This is a genomic window from Ktedonobacter robiniae, from assembly GCF_016587375.1.
Taxonomy (GTDB): domain Bacteria; phylum Chloroflexota; class Ktedonobacteria; order Ktedonobacterales; family Ktedonobacteraceae; genus Ktedonobacter; species Ktedonobacter robiniae.
In genome coordinates, this window is sequence record NZ_BNJG01000004.1 from 173,816 (window position 1) to 192,214 (window position 18,399).

5 protein-coding genes and 2 pseudogenes are annotated in these 18,399 nt (G+C 59.0%); all 7 read right to left on the reverse strand.

Going from position 1 to position 18,399, the window contains the following annotated elements:
• Positions 1-3: 3 nt before the first annotated feature.
• The 7 genes and pseudogenes from JMJ04_RS41620 to JMJ04_RS41640 all read right to left on the reverse strand — a co-directional run bounded on the left by JMJ04_RS41620 (position 4) and on the right by JMJ04_RS41640 (position 18,320).
• Positions 4-1,773 (reverse strand): non-ribosomal peptide synthetase, encoded by a 1,770-nt coding sequence (locus JMJ04_RS41620; RefSeq protein WP_201376294.1) that lies wholly within the window; start codon positions 1,771-1,773, stop codon positions 4-6.
• A complete protein-coding gene (locus tag JMJ04_RS41625; RefSeq protein WP_201376295.1) occupies positions 1,715-9,541 on the reverse strand; it encodes a non-ribosomal peptide synthetase in 7,827 nt (2,608 codons plus the stop codon). Before JMJ04_RS41625 ends, JMJ04_RS41620 begins: the two co-directional genes overlap by 59 nt.
• Complete coding sequence (locus JMJ04_RS49530) at positions 9,451-9,840, reverse strand: phosphopantetheine-binding protein (RefSeq protein WP_476630032.1); 390 nt, start codon at positions 9,838-9,840, stop codon at positions 9,451-9,453. Before JMJ04_RS49530 ends, JMJ04_RS41625 begins: the two co-directional genes overlap by 91 nt.
• 42 nt (positions 9,841-9,882) lie before the next feature.
• A pseudogene (locus JMJ04_RS49535) lies at positions 9,883-11,460 on the reverse strand (non-ribosomal peptide synthetase); the annotation flags it as partial.
• A pseudogene (locus JMJ04_RS49540) lies at positions 11,455-14,448 on the reverse strand (amino acid adenylation domain-containing protein); the annotation flags it as partial. The pseudogenes JMJ04_RS49535 and JMJ04_RS49540, both read right to left, overlap by 6 nt.
• Positions 14,423-15,988, reverse strand: coding sequence for a condensation domain-containing protein (locus JMJ04_RS41635; RefSeq protein WP_201376297.1), 1,566 nt, complete (start codon positions 15,986-15,988; stop codon positions 14,423-14,425). The pseudogene JMJ04_RS49540 and the gene JMJ04_RS41635, both read right to left, overlap by 26 nt.
• Before the next feature lie 592 nt (positions 15,989-16,580).
• Complete coding sequence (locus JMJ04_RS41640; RefSeq protein ID WP_201376298.1) at positions 16,581-18,320, reverse strand: NAD(P)/FAD-dependent oxidoreductase; 1,740 nt, start codon at positions 18,318-18,320, stop codon at positions 16,581-16,583.
• Positions 18,321-18,399 lie beyond the last annotated feature (79 nt).

Consider the following 18,399-nt stretch of genomic DNA (forward strand, 5'->3'; position numbering starts at 1 on the left):
CGATCAACTGCGCTTGCTCGCTACCGTGGGAGCGTCAAAGGTATCCGTGACCTGCAATTCTATCCCGAAGAGCACCCGCATCCTCGCTACCAGCCTCGTCGCCAGCAACGAGTGCCCCCCACTCGCGAAGAAGTCGTCCTCCACGCCCACGCGCTCGCCTCCCAGCACCTCTTGCCAGATCCCGCACAGCAGTTCCTCCACGGGCGTGCGCCTCTCTTCCTCCTGCTCGTCAACCGCTTCTTCCCCGCTCCGCTCTTTGTACGCTAACAGCGCCTTTCGGTCTAGCTTGCCATTGGTCGTCAATGGGAGCCCATCCAGTACGTACATGCGCCCAGGCACCATGTACGCTGGCACCTTACGCCCCAACGCCTCACGTAGTCCCTGCTCTTGTAGCCTCTCGCCTTCCCCTTCGTCGCCCACCACATAGGCTACCAACCGCAGTTCGTCCTCCTCTCCCTCTCGTCGCGCCAGGACGACCGCTTCACGCACTCCCGGCTCCTCGCGCAACACCTGTTCAATCTCTCCCGGCTCGATACGATAGCCCCGGATCTTCACCTGGCTATCTGCGCGCCCGACAAACACCAGCTCGCCGTTGGCCTGGTAGCGTCCCAGATCTCCCGTGCGATAGAGCCTCGCCCCTGGCTCCTGGCTAAAGGGATCGGGCACAAAGCGCTCTGCCGTCTGCTGCGCTCGTCCCACATATCCCCAGGCCAGCCCTCGCCCGCCGATGTAGATCTCTCCGGGGACACCTATTCCCACTGGCTCGCCCCATGCGTCCAGCACGTAGAGCCGCGTATTGGCAATGCCGCGCCCCAGGCTCACCCGCTCGCCATCCTTGGGCTCGCTGCCCTCCCAGCACGTCACGCTGATCGCACTCTCCGTCGGGCCGTAGTATTGATGCAGCAGCACCCCACCTCGCGCCAGGACCGCTCGTACCAGGTCCGCTGGCACCGCTTCTCCTCCCGTCTGCACCGCTCGCAGATCGCCCCCTTGCCAGCCCTCCGCGTGCTCGATGAAGAGGTGCAGCAGCGAGGGCACCAGGTGCAGCACCGTGAGCGCTTCCTGACGGACCCCTTGACGCAAGCGCGCCGGATCTTTGACCTGCGCCGAGGAGAGCAGCACGGTGGTTCCTCCCACCAGCCAGGGGGCCAGCAGTTCCCACAGCGCGATATCGAAGCCCCAGGAGGCCACCTGCCCCAGCCGATCGCGTTCCCCGAGCGCGAGCGCCTGCGCGCCCCACAGCAGCCGGTTGACGATGGCCGCATGCGAGACCAGCACGCCCTTGGGACGCCCCGTCGAGCCAGAGGTGTAGAGGATGTAGGCCCCCTCGTGTAGGTCGGATGCTCCCTCCACTACGTCGTTCTCCCCTGCGGCCCCCTGCCACCAGTTGTCAGAGAGGCAGAGACTAGGGATGCCCAGGGCTTGCGCTGGCTCCTGGTAGGCCCGACTGCACAGGAGCAGGGGAGCCTGCGTCTCCTGAGCCATCCAGGCCAGGCGCTCCTGAGGCACCGAGATATCGACAGGGACGAGCACGCCACCCACGTTCCAGATCGCCAGCAGACCTATCGCTCCCAGCAGCGAGCGCTCGCTGTGCAGCAAAACTGGCGTTTGCGCCCCGATGCCGTGGGCACGCAGAGCATGTGCCATCCGTTGCGCCAGCCGTTCAAGCGCGCCGTAGCTCAGCGATCCCTCCTCGCTGACCAGGGCCAGGGCATCAGGAGTGCGCTGCGCCTGCTCCTGCACGAGCAGCCCAGGCTGGCATCTCGCGTCCATGGCTGCTGGGTTGCGTTCCAGGTGCAGAGCACCTGCTTGCGCTCTTCCGCTGAGAGCAAGGGGAACGCGCCCACCCGCGTCTGTGGAGCTTCGACGATGGCTTCCAGTAGCGTCTGCCACTGTGGAGCAGGCGCTGCATCGTCTCCTCTGCGAACAGGTCCGTATTGTATTCCACGCCCAGCGCAAAACTCGTCGACTCTACTACCACATTCAACGTAAGATCGAATTTCGTCGTTGTATGCTCGACAGCAAAGCCACTGACCGCAACGCCATCCAGTTGCTCCACCATTTCCCCGATTTGCTGGAATGTAAAGGCGACCTGGAAGAGAGGCGAGCGGCTCAAGTCCCTTTGTGGTTGCAACTCTTCCACTAGCTGCTCAAAGGGGATATCACGGTGAGCGTATGCGCCAAGCGTGACATTGCGGACGCGCCCCAGAAGCTCAGTGAAGGTGGGGTCATCCGACAGGTCCGTACGTAATACCAGCGTATTGACAAAAAAACCAATCAGCCTTTCCAGCTCGGTGCGTGTACGGTTAGCGATGGCTGTGCCAATCCCGAAATCAGTCTGCCCCGTATAACGCATCAATAAGATTTGCCATGAGGCTAGCAAGAGCATAAAGAGCGTCACGCCTTCCCGCTGACCTAGCGCCACCAATGCTTCCTGCAATGGCAGCGGCAAACGCGCGGACTGCACGGCCCCATTAAAACTCATCCGTGGAGGGCGAGGGTAATCTGTCAAGAACTCAAGATGGGGTACATCCGCTAATTGTGTACGCCAGTAGGCTAGCTGCTCTTCTAATGCTGTTCCCTGCAACCATTGTCGCTGCCAGAGTGCATAATCAGCGTATTGAATTGCCAATGCAGGCAATGCGACTGACTGTCTATCTCTCAAGGCCCGATATAAGCCCGTCAACTCTTGAACCAGGACCTCCATGGACCAGGCATCAGAGATGATATGATGCATCGTCACGAGCAGAATGTGATCTTCTCTTTGCAGGCGTAGCACACTAACGCGCAGCAATGGACCCTTTCCAAGATCGCAGGGACAGAGGGCTTCCTGTTCAGCCAGTGTTCTGGCTTCCTGCTCACGTGTGGCCTCATCTAATGAGCTTAAATCGATGACTGGCAAGTGAACGGGCTGGAAGGAATGGATCACCTGCACGGGTTGACTCTCGTGAAAATGGAAGGTCGTGCGCAGGCTTTCGTGCCGCTCCACAAGCGCTTGTATGCTTTGTTCAAGCACACGAATATCGATATTACCGCGCAATCGGCGTGCACTCGGCAGCAGATACGCCGTGTTTTCCGCGTCCAGTTGATGGAGGAACCAGAGACGCTGCTGGGCGAAGGAGAGCGGTAGCCGCTCTGGGCGCTCCATCGGCTCAAGAGCCGGAAGACTTCCTGCCCCCTGCCCACTGCGCTGGAGCCGCTCTAGCGTGGACGCCACCTGCTCGATGGTGGGTCCCTCAAACACCGTTCGCAACGCCACTTCTACGCCTAACACTGCTTGCACTCTCGCCAGCAGCCGCGTCGCTAAGAGCGAGTGCCCCCCTAGCTCGAAGAAGTTCTCCCTCTTCCCCACACGCTTCCTGCCCAGCAACTCCATCCAGATTCCTGCTAGCATCTCTTCCAGCGGCGTCCTCGCCTCTTCCACCTCGCCATGCTCCCCCTCCCACTGCGGCTCCGGCAGCCGCTTGCGGTCGATCTTGCCATTGGGCGTGAGCGGCAGGGCTTGCAGGATCTCGATCTGCCCTGGCACCATCGGTTCCGGCAAGCGCTGCCTCAACCATTCCCGTAACGCCTCCCGTCGCACGTCCCCTTCTCCTCGCGCCACCACGTAGAGCGCCAGGCGTGCCTCGGCTCCCGCCACCTGCCTCACCACCGCCACCGCCTGCCCGACCCCCGCGTACCGCTCGCTCTCCCGGCTGATCTCCTCCAACTCGATGCGATGCCCCCGCAGCTTCACCTGCTGATCTCTCCTCCCCAGATACTCCAGGTGCCCATCGCTGCGGTAGCGCGCCAGGTCTCCCGTGCGATAGAGCCGCGCTCCAGGCTCCCCGCTATAGGCATCGGGCACAAAGCACTCCGCCGTCTGCGCTCCTCGCTGCCAGTACCCTCGCCCCACGCCCAGCCCACCAATGCAGAGTTCGCCCACGCCTCCCAGCGGGACCACGCCCCCGGCGGCATCCAGCACATACAAGCGTGTGTTGGCGAGGGGACGCCCCAGCGTGATCGCGCCTCCTGGGCTGAGCGCCTCGCAACTCGACCAGATTGTCGTCTCCGTCGGCCCATACATGTTGTAGATCCGCGCCGCGCTCACCGCCTGCACCTGCTCCACCAGCGTCTCCGGCAAGGCCTCGCCTCCCAGCAGAAGATGCTGGACCTGGGCCAGTCCTTGCGCTCCTCGCGGCTGCTCGAGCAGCAGGCGTGCCAGCGAGGGCGTGCCTTGCAGGTGCGTGATCTCTCCCGTGCCCACCTGCGCGACCATCTCCTGGGCGTCGGTCGAGGAGGAAGCCAAACGCACCTCGATCCCCCGGCTCAGCGTCCAGAGCAGTTCGAGCACCGAGATGTCAAAAGAGCTACTGGTCACCGCCAGCCAGACACTCTCCGAAGATACCTCCACCACCTCGTCCATCGCGTGGAAGAAGTTGACGACGTTGGCATGGCTGATGACGACGCCCTTGGGCCGTCCCGTCGAGCCAGAGGTGTAGATCATATACGCCGCCTGCTCCGGGGAGGCGAACACGTCCTGGTCCTGCTCGGCCTCAGGTGGCGCGGCTTCTGCCAGCAGCGCCGAGATGCTCTGCAAGGGCGCGGCGAGCGCCTCTCCCTGACCGCTCCAGATCGCTTGCAGGTCCGATGTGCTCAGGATCAAGCTAAGACCCGCGTCCTGCGCGACCAGGCGGATACGCTCGCTGGGATAGCTGGGATCCAGGGGCACGTACGCGCCGCCCGCTTTAAGGACGCCCAGCATCGCTACCAGGAGCGAGGCGCTCCGCGGGACGAGCAGGCCGACCCGCGCTTCTGACCCTACGCCACGGGCGCGCAGATGCCAGGCCAGCCGATTGGCCTGCGCGTTGAGCCGTTCATAGCTCCATGCCTCCTGCTGCGTACGCACAGCGATGGCTTGGGGAACGAGGTGGGCTTGCCGCTGGATAAGGGTATGAATGAAGGCGGAGGCGGGCAGATCGCGCCGCGTCTGATTCCAGGTGCGCAGCAGCAGTTCAGCCTCGGCCTCCGGCAGCATCGGCAGGGCGCTCAGACGGCTCTGGGGCTGCTGGACGATACTCTGCAACACCATCTGCCAGTGCGCGAGCAGGCGCTGGATGGTCGCTGCCTCGAACAGGTCCGTGCTGTACTCGACATCGCACCACACATGTTGTCTCTGCACAACGACGGTGAGCGTCAGATCAAACTGTGTAGTGGCTCGCTCTGTGTCAAACTTACGGATCGCCAGGTTGGGCAATTGCTCCGCGTCTTCAGCCAGTTGTACCACTCCGAACATAACCTGGAAGAGCGGGGAGCGGCTCAGGTCACGCTGCGGCTGCAATTCTTCGACCAGTTGCTCGAAGGGCACGTCCTGGTGCGCGTAGGCTCCCAGTGCCACTTCTCGCACGCGCCGCAACAACTCCACGAAGCTGGGGTTCCCTGAGAGATCCGTGCGCAGCACCAGCGTATTGAGGAAGAGGCCAATCAGCCCTTCCAGTTCCGCTCGTGAACGATTGGCGATGGGTGTGCCCACGCTCACGTCGCTCTGTCCCGTGTAGCGCTGCAACACGACCTGGAACCCTGCCAGCAGCGTCATGAAGAGCGTTACTCCTTCCCGCTGGCTCAAGACCTTCAGCCCTTCATAGACCTCTAACGGCATCTGGACTCGCTCGCGTGCTCCACGATAGCTTTGCGCCATAGGGCGTACCCGGTCGGTTGGCAGGTCCAGCGTGGGGACTTGCTCTAGCTGTTGTCGCCAGTAACTCAGTTGCCCTTCAAGCACGTCCTCCTGAAGCCACGCCCGCTGCCAACGCGCGTAGTCGGCGTACTGTACGGGGAGCACGGGCAGCGGATTCTCCTGCTCCTTTGTTACGCCAGATCTATACAATACACTTATTTCCCTCAAGAGAATCTGCATCGACCAGGCATCAGAGATAATATGGTGCGCGGTAAGCAACAGGATATGTCGTTGTTCGGCCAGTTTGAGCAGGGTAATGCGCAGCAAAGGCCCTCGCTCTAGATTACAGGGCTGGTGGGCCTCCGCTGTGGCGAGCTGCCGGGCCACAACTTCGCGTTCGCTCACCGCCAGTCCACTCAAATCGATTATTGGTACATGGAAGCTCTCGTCGGACCACTGAATATGCTGGCGCGGTTTACCATCGTGCGAAAGGATTACGGTTCGCAACGCCTCGTGACGCTGTAATAGCGTACTGACGCTCGCATCGAAAATCGTACTATTTAAGCTGCCAGCTAACTGGTATGCCCCTGTAATAAGATAGGCAGTATTCTCCGGGTCCAGTTGCTCAAGGAACCAGAGGCGCTGCTGGGCGAAGGAGAGGGGAATGTCGCCCTCTCGCAGTTGCGCCGTCAGCGCTGGCATCGGGGGCGCGTCACTTCCACGCAACGCCTCCTCGATCAACTGCGCTTGCTCAGCTACCGTGGGAGCGTCAAAGATATCCGTGACCTGCAATTCTATCCCGAAGAGCACCCGCATCCTCGCTACCAGCCTCGTCGCCAGCAACGAGTGCCCCCCACTCGCGAAGAAGTCGTCCTCCACGCCCACGCGCTCGCCTCCCAGCACCTCTTGCCAGATCCCGCACAGCAGTTCCTCCACGGGCGTGCGCCTCTCTTCCTCCTGCTCGTCAACCGCTTCTTCCCCGCTCCGCTCTTTGTACGCTAACAGCGCCTTTCGGTCTAGCTTGCCATTGGTCGTCAATGGGAGCCCATCCAGTACGTACATGCGCCCAGGCACCATGTACGCTGGCACCTTACGCCCCAACGCCTCACGTAGTCCCTGCTCTTGTAGCCTCTCGCCTTCCCCTTCGTCGCCCACCACATAGGCTACCAACCGCAGTTCGTCCTCCTCTCCCTCTCGTCGCGCCAGGACGACCGCTTCACGCACTCCCGGCTCCTCGCGCAACACCTGTTCAATCTCTCCCGGCTCGATACGATAGCCCCGGATCTTCACCTGGCTATCTGCGCGCCCGACAAACACCAGCTCGCCGTTGGCCTGGTAGCGTCCCAGATCTCCCGTGCGATAGAGCCTCGCCCCTGGCTCCTGGCTAAAGGGATCGGGCACAAAGCGCTCTGCCGTCTGCTGCGCTCGTCCCACATATCCCCAGGCCAGCCCTCGCCCGCCGATGTAGATCTCTCCGGGGACACCTATTCCCACTGGCTCGCCCCATGCGTCCAGCACGTAGAGCCGCGTATTGGCAATGCCGCGCCCCAGGCTCACCCGCTCGCCATCCTTGGGCTCGCTGCCCTCCCAGCACGTCACGCTGATCGCACTCTCCGTCGGGCCGTAGTATTGATGCAGCAGCACCCCACCTCGCGCCAGGACCGCTCGTACCAGGTCCGCTGGCACCGCTTCTCCTCCCGTCTGCACCGCTCGCAGATCGCCCCCTTGCCAGCCCTCCGCGTGCTCGATGAAGAGGTGCAGCAGCGAGGGCACCAGGTGCAGCACCGTGAGCGCTTCCTGACGGACCCCCTGACGCAAGCGCGCCGGATCTTTGACCTGCGCCGAGGAGAGCAGCACGGTGGTTCCTCCCACCAGCCAGGGGGCCAGCAGTTCCCACAGCGCGATATCGAAGCCCCAGGAGGCCACCTGCCCCAGCCGATCGCGTTCCCCGAGCGCGAGCGCCTGCGCGCCCCACAGCAGCCGGTTGACGATGGCCGCATGCGAGACCAGCACGCCCTTGGGACGCCCCGTCGAGCCAGAGGTGTAGAGGATGTAGGCCCCCTCGTGTAGGTCGGATGCTCCCTCCACTACGTCGTTCTCCCCTGCGGCCCCCTGCCACCAGTCGTCGGAGAGGCAGAGACTAGGGATGCCCAGGGCTTGCGCTGGCTCCTGGTAGGCCCGACTGCACAGGAGCAGGGGAGCCTGCGTCTCCTGAGCCATCCAGGCCAGGCGCTCCTGAGGCACCGAGATATCGACAGGGACGAGCACGCCACCCACGTTCCAGATCGCCAGCAGACCTATCGCTCCCAGCAGCGAGCGCTCGCTGTGCAGCAAAACTGGCGTTTGCGCCCCGATGCCGTGGGCACGCAGAGCATGTGCCATCCGTTGCGCCAGCCGTTCAAGCGCGCCGTAGCTCAGCGATCCCTCCTCGCTGACCAGGGCCAGGGCATCAGGGGTCCGCAGCGCCTGCTCCTGCACGAGCACGCCCAGGCTGGCATCTCGCGTCCATGGCTGCTGGGTTGCGTTCCAGGTGCAGAGCACCTGCTTGCGCTCTTCCGCTGAGAGCAAGGGGAACGCGCCCACCCGCGTCTGTGGAGCTTCGACGATGGCTTCCAGTAGCGTCTGCCACTGCTGGAGCAGGCGCTGCATCGTCTCTCCCGCGAACAGGTCCGTATTGTATTCCACGCCCGCGTACATCGCGTCGGGCGTTTCGTTAATAATAAGGGAGAGCGCGAACTTGGCAGTTCGGCGCGTGATATCCAGGTCGCTCACAGTGAGCTTATCAAGTTTTCTGGTATCATCCACGGCCTGTTGCACGCCGAACATGACCTGGAAGAGGGGCGGATGGCTCAAATCACGCTGCGGCTGCAATTCCTCTACTAAGAACTCAAATGGAATATCCTGGTGCGCGTATGCTCCCAGCGCGGCTTCACGTACACGCGATACGAGTTGCGTAAATGGAGGATTGTCGGCTAGGTCTGCACGCATTACTAAGGTATTCACAAAGAAGCCAATCAAGCCTTCCAGTTCAACACGGCTACGATTCGCAATCGGCGTGCCAACGCCAAAATCAGTTTGGCCTGTGTAACGCATCAATAAAACCTGAAAGGCGGCCAGCAGGGTCATAAAGAGCGTTACCCCTTCGCGCTGGCTCAAACTCACTAGCTCTTCGCGAAGCGCTGGCCTGAGCGCTATCGCCTGATATGCCCCATTAAACGTCTGCCGTGGTGGATAGGGATAGTCAACTGGCAGATCCAGCGTCGGCACGTTCGCCAGTTGCCGCCGCCAATAGGTAAGCTGTTCCTCTAGCACGGCATCACGCAGCCACTTGTGCTGCCAGAGCGCGTAATCTGCGTATTGAACGGGTAACGGTGAGAGCGTGGGCGCAAGGTTGCTTGTCAGAGAGCTATAAAAGGTGGAGAACTCTTGCACTAATACTTGGGTTGACAGAGCGTCGGAAATGATATGATGCATGGTAATAAACAATATGTGTTCCTGCGGTTCCAGGCGCACCAGCGCGACACGCAGGAGCGGCCCCTGACTTAAATCGCATGGCCGCTCCGCCTCCTCCTGGGCCAGCTTCTGTATCTGCGCTTCCTGCTCATCTTCCAGCAATATCGACAGGTCAACGAGCGAAAGGGGGAACGGTCTGGGAGGATGAATAATCTGAATGGGTTGATCTTTCCATACCTGGAAGGTCGTGCGCAGACTCTCGTGCCGCTGTATTAGCGCCCGCCAGCTTTGCTCGAAGGCCTGTATCTGAAGTGGCCCATGCAAACGCCGCACATTGGGCATCATATACGCTGTGCTCTCTGGCTGAAGCTGTTGCAAGAACCAGAGCCGCCGCTGCGCGAACGAGAGCGGTATTTCTTGCTCGCGTGACATTGGCTGTATGGGGGGATTTCCACACGCTGCCCACCGTGCAACTCACACTCGATTCTCCGCGCCAGGCCAGCGATGGTGGGTGCTTCGAATAAGCTCCGCAATGGAAGGTCAATCGCGAACGCGCTCCGTAAACGGGCGACGACTCTTGTCGCCAGCAATGAGTGCCCGCCAAGGGAGAAGAAGTTCGCCTCAATGCTCACCGGGCGTACAGCCAGCACCTCGGACCAGATCACGGCGACCACCTCTTCAATGGGCGTCCTGGCCGCGATATGTTCCCGACCAGTCTGCTCGTCCCGCATCTCAGGCTCTGGCAGGGCCTGACGGTCAATCTTGCCGTTGGCATTGAGCGGCAACTCATCCAGAAAGACCATAGAGGAGGGAAGCATATACTCCGGTAGCTTGCCGCGTACATGCTGCTCCAATTCGCTTCGGGAAAGCTCGGCATTCTCTTTTGCGACCACATACGCGATAAGCGTTTTGCTATCCTGTGACACCTTGCTATTCTGTCGCACGATAACTACGCTATCATGTACTTTAGCGTTTTGCGCGAGTACCGCCTCAATATCGCCAAGCTCGATGCGATACCCGCGCAGTTTCACCAGGTTGTCGCGCCTACCCAGAAACTCGATATTGCCATCCGTCAAATAACGAACGAGATCACCTGTCTTATAGAGACGCTCGCCAGCATGGGAGCCAAATGGATTGGGCACAAACGCCTGCGCTGTGCGTACCGGATCGGCAAGATACCCTCGCCCTACACCGATACCGCCCACGTAAAGCTCTCCGATTACTCCCACAGGAGCGACGTGCATCGCTTGATCGAGGACATAGACCTGCATATTCGGAATGGGGAAGCCGATGGGAACAATTGGGCGCTCCTGTTCCGCGCGCATTGGCCCAGTAATGGTGAAATGACACTGATCGTCGGAACATTCCGTGGAGCCATAGGTGTTGAGCAAAGGAATCGCTGGATATAGCTCGAACCAGCGGTTGCACAATTCATTGGGGAGCGCGTCACCCGTCGGGATAAGCCAGCGCAATGCGCTAAAAGTTAAGTGCTCTGACGCTCCCCCGTCGCGCTCACTCAGCATTCCGCGAATCATCGATGGCACAACCTGTAAAATCGAAACTGCTCGCTCTTCGATCTGTTGTAGAAGTCGGGCCGCATCAAACGCGACCTCATTGCGGAATACCTCTACTTTTCCACCTAGAGTCAACGCCGCCAGACTCTGCCACAGCGAGATGTCAAATCCTTGTGGCCCATTTTGCGCGATAGTATCCGTTGCCGTGAGGCTAACATCCGCCATCTTCGCCAGAAGGTGATTGAGCATGCCCTGGTGCTCGACCATCACACCCTTTGGTAGCCCCGTTGAACCTGATGTATAAATGATGTAGGCCAGGTGGTTGGGCTGGTGGCGCGAGATGATATTCGCGATTGGCTCAGGCGAGGATGCCGCAATGTTTTCAATAGTCAGTATTTCGGGCATAATCTGTTTGTACGCGTCGTCAAACAACTCGTCTAACAGGGATTGAAACGTCGTGCTGGTCAACACGACAGCGCCCTGGCACTGCTGCATGATCTGCCGTAAGCGTGCGGCAGGTTGTAGAGGATCTAATGGCAGATAGACGCCATTCGCCTTAAAAACGGCAAGCATCGCGACGACAAAGGGAATAGAGCGCTCCATAAGCACGGCGACAGGGACATCAGGCCCCACTCCACGTGCCATAAGCGTAGAAGCCAGCGCGTTCGCCCAGTGATTCAGCCGCTCGTAGGTCAACGCTTCATCATCGCAGCAGAGCGCGACCGCGTCAGGCGTTCGCGCCACCTGTTGCTCAATAAGCTGGTGGACCGCGACCTCGTGCGCGAATGGCCGCGTCTTCTCATTCCATGTGTAAAGCGCTTGTTGCTGCTCCTGCACGGTTAACAGGGGTAAGTCTGCAATGGGCTGCGTGGGTTGGGCCACGATGCCTGTCAACAGTGTCTGCCAATGGGCTAACAAGCGCTGTATGGTTGCTTGCTCAAAGAGATCGGTGTTGTATTCAACTCGACAATGCAGCCCTTCCGCCGCGGACTGGATTTCTAGCGTAAGGTCAAATTTCGCCGTCTCAATCGCGGCTGGCAGAAGGTCGAAGCGAACATTACCAAGCTCTCCACTGGGAGTCGGCCCGTTCTGTAGAATAAACATGATCTGAAAAAGAGGCGGGCGGCTCAAGTCGCGCTCAGGTTGCACCATTTCTACAATCTTCTCAAATGGTACATTCTGATGCGCATAGGCATTTAGGGCCATCCCGCGTACTCGCCCCAGCAGATCATGAAAAGTCGGATTACCAGAGAGATCAGCGCGCATTACCAGCGTGTTGACAAAGAAACCAATGAGGTCTTCAAGCTGCTGATTCGTTCTATTCGCGATTGGTGTTCCCACCGCGATATCTGTCTGCCTGCTATAGCGCGCCAGCAGCACCTGAAAGGACGCCAGCAGTAGCATAAAGAGGGTCACGCCCTCGCGCTGGCTGAGCGCTTTCAGTTCCTCATGCAATGATGCCGGGAGCATTGCGAATGCAAGTGCGCCATGAAACGTCTGTACAGGCGGGCGGGCGTGATCGGTAGGTAGCTCCAGCGGGGGCACATCCCTCAATTGCTGGATCCAGTAATCGACCTGCGCGTCAAACACTTCGCCTTGAAGCCACTGTTGCTGCCAGAGCGCGAAGTCCGCATATTGAATGGGTAGTGGAGCCAGTGGAGTGGGTTTACCAGCGGCAAATGCTCGATACAACGTGCTCAACTCGCGCACAAAAATAGCATTCGACCAGCCATCCGTCATGATATGATGCATGGTCAGCAACAGAACATGTGTATCAGGTGCTTGCTTCACCAGGTGCACACGCAACAGAGGCCCCTGAACGAGATCGAGAGGCTGCTGAGCCTCCTGAACGATGAGACGTTGCAACCAGCGCTCTTGCTCCTCGTTCTTCAGACCGCTCAAGTCCACAAAGGGTATGCGAAATACGTCTGAGGAGTGGATAATCTGAATGGGCTGTTCCTCGTATTCCCGGAAGGTGGTGCGTAGTACTTCATGGCGCTGGATCAGCGCCTGGATACTTCGATCAAGCGCGCCACCATTCAGGGGACCTCGCAGCGCCAGTGCGCGTGGCAACAGATAGGCGGTGCCGCCGGGCTCTAGCTGGTCGAGGAACCAGAGCCGCCGCTGGGCGAACGAGAGCGGTAGCCGCTCCGGGCGCTTCTTCGCTTCCAATACTGGCATCTCTCCCCCCTGCTCTCCCCTCAGCCGCTTCTCTACCTCCCGCGCTAACCCCGCTACCGTCGGCGCTTCAAACAGGCTCGTTATCGGCAACTCCACCTGCACCACCGCCCGCAACCTCGACATCACCTGCGTCGCCAGCAGCGAATGCCCTCCCAGGTGAAAGAAGTTCTCATGCACGCTCAGTTCTTCTCCCCCCAGCACCTCGCGCCAGCAGTCCGCGATCACCTCTTCCAGCGCGTTGCGCGGGCGCACCACGACACCTCCCTCGCGCTCCTCTCCCTCCTCCTCTGGTCCCGGCAACCGCCTGCGATCCAGTTTCCCGTTGTCCGTTAATGGCACCTGCTCCAGGTACACCCAGCGCTGCGGCACCATGTACTCCGGCAGGTGCTGGCTCACCTGCTCCCGCAACTGCGCTCGGCTCACCATCTGCGGCTTCCTCCTCACCACATACCCCACTACCTCCTCCTCTTTCCCATCCTCCCGCCACACCTGGACGACGGCTTCCCATACCCCTGGATGCGCGCGCAGCACCGCCTCGATCTCGCCCAGTTCCACCCGGTACCCCCTCACCTTCACCTGCCCATCGCCTCTGCCCACAAAGTGGATCGCGCCTCCCTCTCCCACCCGCACCACGTCCCCCGTCCGGTAGAGCCGTTCCCCTGGCTCCTGGCTGAAGGGATGAGGCACAAAGCGCTCTGCCGTCTGCTCTCCTCGCCCCAGATAGCCCCGCGCCAGGCCCGCACCCGCCAGGTACAACTCTCCCTGCATGCCCGGACCCACCACCTGCTGGTGGCGGTCCAGCACCAGAAACTCGACATTGCTCAGGGGTCGTCCCAGCGGCACGCTGGCGGTACGCCTCATCGCTTCGTCCCACGCCTGCCCTCGCCCCAGCGGCTCGACCAGTACCCCGATGGTGCTCTCGGTCGGCCCATAATGGTTGTAGATCCGGCAACCCGCGCCACTCGCGCGCAGTCGCTCCAATAGCGAGGCGCTAACCGCTTCTCCTCCCAGGATCAGGGCCTCACGCGGCAGCACGGAAGCTGGCTCGTCGCTGGCTCTCAAGAGGGCTGAGAGATGGGAGGGCACGATCTTGAGCACATCAATGGGCGTCTGGGCACACCAACGGGCCATCTCCTCCGCGGAGGTGATCGTTTCGTACCCCAGCACGTGCAGGCAGCCACCCCAGCACAGCGCACCGTAAATCGCCGTATTGCCTAGATCAGCGGCCAGCGTCGAGACGGTGGCATAGCTCCATCCCACCTGTCCTCCCAACCAGTCGCCCATGGCCAGCACATAGTTCAGCAGATTGCGTTGGGTAAGGCACACCCCCTTGGGCTGCCCCGTCGAGCCAGAGGTGTAGAGCACATAGGCCAGGTCCTCTGGCCGGGTGACGCTCTGCAGGTTCTCGTGTCCATAGTCCTGCAAGGCGGGCTGCACCCGTTCCAGGACCAGCACCGAGGTGGTGGGAAGCTGAGGAAGCTGGTCACAGATGGCCTCCTGGGTCAGGAGCACAGGCGCGCCGCACGCCTCAAGCTGAGAAGCCAGGCGAGCCTGGGGACTGCGCGCATCCAGGGGCACATACGCCCCCCCGCTTTGAGAATCGCCAGCACGGCCACGATCATCTCCGCGCCGCGTTCCAGGCACACGCCCACCAGGACGCTGGGCCCACGCCCTGCTCGCGCAGGTAGCACGCCCACTGGTTCGCCTGCCGGTTCAGCTCCTCATAGCTCAGCAGGTGGGTCGCGGTGCGGAGAGCGGGCTTGGTTGGCTGCGCGGCGGCGTGGCGCTCGAAAAGCTGATGCACGCTCAGGGCGGGGAGGGCCTGCCGCTGACCACGCCACTGCTCGATCTGCGCTCGCTGCTGTTCAGGAGTCAGGAGCGACACCTGAGCCAGCGAGCGGGAGGGCTGACTGCTCACCTGCATGATCACCTCGCGCAACATGCTCGCCAGTTGCCCGGCAGTCGCATCCTGTATCTGTTGCGCGTCATACTGTAATTCTAGCTGTAGGCGTTGTCCACAATCGATTATATGCAGTTTCAACACAAAAGGTTCAGTCCAACAATGCAGTTGATGCAATGAGACGAGGCCGTCGTTCTGCATACGGGACGCGGGCCAGGACGCATACTCAAAGCTAAGCGGGAAGAAGACTTCCTCCTTATTCGCGCCTTCCACATCCTCCCAGGTAAAATAGGCCTGCTGTTTTACGGCCTCTTGCAGGGCTTTCTCGACCATACGCAACAGGTGATCAAAAGGAAGATCGTTCTCAATCTGCGACGGGAAGGGCACTGTACGGGTATATAATCCAGGTGATAAGTGCAAATCATCATAAATACGCCCATCACAGGCCACACCGATGAGGAAAGAGGCATCGTCCTGGACACGCCATAGCAATGTATTCCAGCAAGCGAGCAGCATACTTTCCAATGAGACGCCATATTGCTCGGCGCAAGCACGTAGCGAGGCTATCTGCTCATCCGTGAGCGCCACCTGTTCACTAGCGGGGGTGAATTGTGGGCTAAGTTGCCAGGTGTGCCCATCACGCTGTGGCGTCAGCGGCACGGGGATTGTGGCTACGGCGCGAACGTCGATGGCCTGCCAGTACGCGCGAAGCCCGGCAGCCTCCTCTTCAAGCAGCATCTCATCCTGCCAGGCTGACACGTCCGCGTACTGCAATGGTTCGTCGGCATCGGCTTCATCAAAGCGCAGCGAGCCACATACCTCACCAATAAAGATGCGCAGTGTCGATGCATCAGCGCAAAGCGTCGGCAGGCAGACATACAGTACATGCGTACTCGCGGAGAGGGCCACCAACCTGACATGGAGCAGAGGCCCCTCTTTCAGGTCCAAAGGCTCCTCGCGCCAGCTAGCCACAAGTCTATCAATCTCGTTCCACTGTGCGCTAGCTTCAACATCTTCGAGACTGAGCACATGATAAGACCAGGTGGATGGACTCGCGACAACCTGAATTGGAACGTCCATGGTAGGAAGTTGATAGAAAAGTGTATGCAAAATCTCGTGTCGCATAATAACGCGTTGCAATTCATCAAATAATATATTTCTATCGAAACGCCCATCTACACGGACAGTACAAAACGCGCGGGAAACAGTACTTTCCTTCTGTAGTGACCACAGACGAAGCTGCTGTGAGGAGAGACGAGAACCCTTTAATTCCACTGCTTGCATCTGTTGTTCTACCCCCTTTTTACCTGATGGGCGTGCGGAAACGCCAGTAAAACATCAGACTCCCTGCATCATCTACAGCAGAAGCCGGATGGACTATGCCTGATCAACATGTCTGGTCAAATTGGAGACCGTGGGCTGTTTCACCCATGAAGTCGGCCCCTCGATACACACCCCTGCCCCCAACAACCCACGCGGCGGCAAGGGATCCTGGGGATTTATAGTAATGAACGCAAAAGTGGATAATGAGGAAGAGCAGGAAAGATGTGAAGAGAGGATAATACGGTCGTAAATGGCAAACTCCGTTACTCCAACTCTCTACGATGGCGTTGGAGTACGGCCTATTTGGCTTTGTTCTCGCCGGAGCATACGCTACAGATCACATCGAACTCTTTTGCATCCCTTAGAACGGCGAGGATGAGCAATAACAGCACACAAAACAGCAGGCTTTCGTTTTGCCGTACACTCATCAGAGATTGTACCGTCAAAGCGAAAGCCTGCGCAATCCTCTTCTGTGGTATTTTTACCAACTAAAGGGGCATCTTTTCCTCTACCTCCCGTACACCTGGAAGGTATTTTCCTTTGAGTGTTTCGGTCACGATATCGCTACCCTGGAAGAGGTCAGGAGCTCCTCGATGTCGGTAACGCCGAAACGCTGAGCGATATCCACTATATGTAGATGGCGCGGACTGGAGGCAGGGGCAAACAGTTTGTCGCGCTGCCAGCGTTTGGGATCCAGCCCTACTCCCCAGGCATTCAGCCAGAGGGGCGAGGGCATATCCTTGAGCGTCTCTGGCATGGTGTCAGCGAGGGCGATCAAGAAGATAATCTGTACCAATTCCTCCATGTATGCCAGTGTCACCTGGTGATCCGCGACCAGTTCTTCTAGCGACTTCCCCGTTTGAAAGTTCTGCATATAGAGGTCCAGGATACCAGGAATAGCAAAATAATCGACAAAGGTATATGTGTAGCGTTTACTTGAATGGTCAGCCCAGGCTTTAAACAGCTTCTCCATACGCACGGTCAAATTGAATAGACGCGATAGCATCGGCTGTAATGCCTGACTCCTCTCCAAATCCAGGTAGGTCTGATTAAAGCGATTGGACGCATTCAACGAAAAGCCACGCGCAAAGTCCCACATGAGCTTGACGCCCATGACGACACCATTGCCGAAGAAGTTGTAGGCAGGCTGGGTAATCCATGAAGTTACATTGTGGAAACTTAAAAAGGACTCGTTGAAGTGTTCCACTAATTGTTCAGTTAACGCGCCTGCGCGATCCAGCTTAATCATGTTGGTAATGATCGTATTCCCAAAACCCGCCTGGTCAATTCCTGGTGAGAGGAAAGGGTCTGAGAACACGCCCGCGTCTCCGGTACAGGCCCAGCGATCAGTCGAGTACACTTGTTTCGAGCTATAGCTATAGTGACGCAAGCACTGAAAATCTATGGGCTGGAGCGTATGAATGTAATTCCACAGTAGAGGTTCATACTTTTGAAGCCACTGCATGGCTTTCTCATAGGTATTATATTCCTCAAAGGGATAATGCTCTTCATGGGTGACGATACCAACACTGGTCGTTCTCGATGCCAGGGGAATTAACCACACCCAACGACCGTTATCCATCAGGTGATTGGTCGAATAGTAACGGTTATTATCGGGGACACTCTTATGCCAGTCGGTCCTTGTTCGTGGCACAAGGTCGCAGATATCGATGCGCCCAGGGAGACGGAACCACGAGGAGCTATGATGAGGGTTTGCAGGCTCGGCTACACCGAGCTTCTTCTGCAAATAGCGCCTGCGCCCCATAGCATCGATAACCCAGCGGCACTTGAACACATGACGCTGCTTCGTTGGCTTTTCGACGACGACAATTTCATGTAATCCATCCTTCTGCGCGAGATGTATCTCTTCGACTTTGCTCTCCGCTAACATCTGCACGCCCAGGTCTGCGTTGAAACGCTTCAAGTCGGTCTCTAGCATCGCTCGATCTAACTGAAACGAATTCTTTGGCGAGGCATGAGACGTCCCTAATTCTGGTCGCTCCTCAATGGGAGTGGTGCCGCTCCCAAAGAAGAAACGTAGCCCCCATTTGTGATAATGGGTCGCTTCAAAGTACTCGCTAAGTCCTAAAACATTCGTCAAGTAGTTTGCGGAAATTTCGATAGTTGATTCACCAACTTGAATCGCTCCGGTACGACTCTTATCGCCTGTTCCCTCGATTAATAGTAACGAAGCCTCTGGAATCTCCCTCGTGATTTGCCGCGCTAATGTCAACCCTGCGAGTCCTGCGCCGCAAATTACAATGTCATACTCATCCTTCAAACCCTCTGTCATGGCTTTACGCCTCCTTTATCCATTACGAAAAAATGTCGATGCAGTGCCTTACGGGAAAGAGAATAATATAATGCAACTC

Coding starts and splice junctions, on each gene's coding strand:
- JMJ04_RS41620 (WP_201376294.1), bottom strand. CDS start 1,773: ATGGACGCGAGATGCCAGCCTGGGCTGCTCGTGCAGGAGCAGGCGCAG.
- JMJ04_RS41625 (WP_201376295.1), bottom strand. CDS start 9,541: ATGTCACGCGAGCAAGAAATACCGCTCTCGTTCGCGCAGCGGCGGCTC.
- JMJ04_RS49530 (WP_476630032.1), bottom strand. CDS start 9,840: ATGCGGGACGAGCAGACTGGTCGGGAACATATCGCGGCCAGGACGCCC.
- JMJ04_RS41635 (WP_201376297.1), bottom strand. CDS start 15,988: ATGCAAGCAGTGGAATTAAAGGGTTCTCGTCTCTCCTCACAGCAGCTT.
- JMJ04_RS41640 (WP_201376298.1), bottom strand. CDS start 18,320: ATGACAGAGGGTTTGAAGGATGAGTATGACATTGTAATTTGCGGCGCA.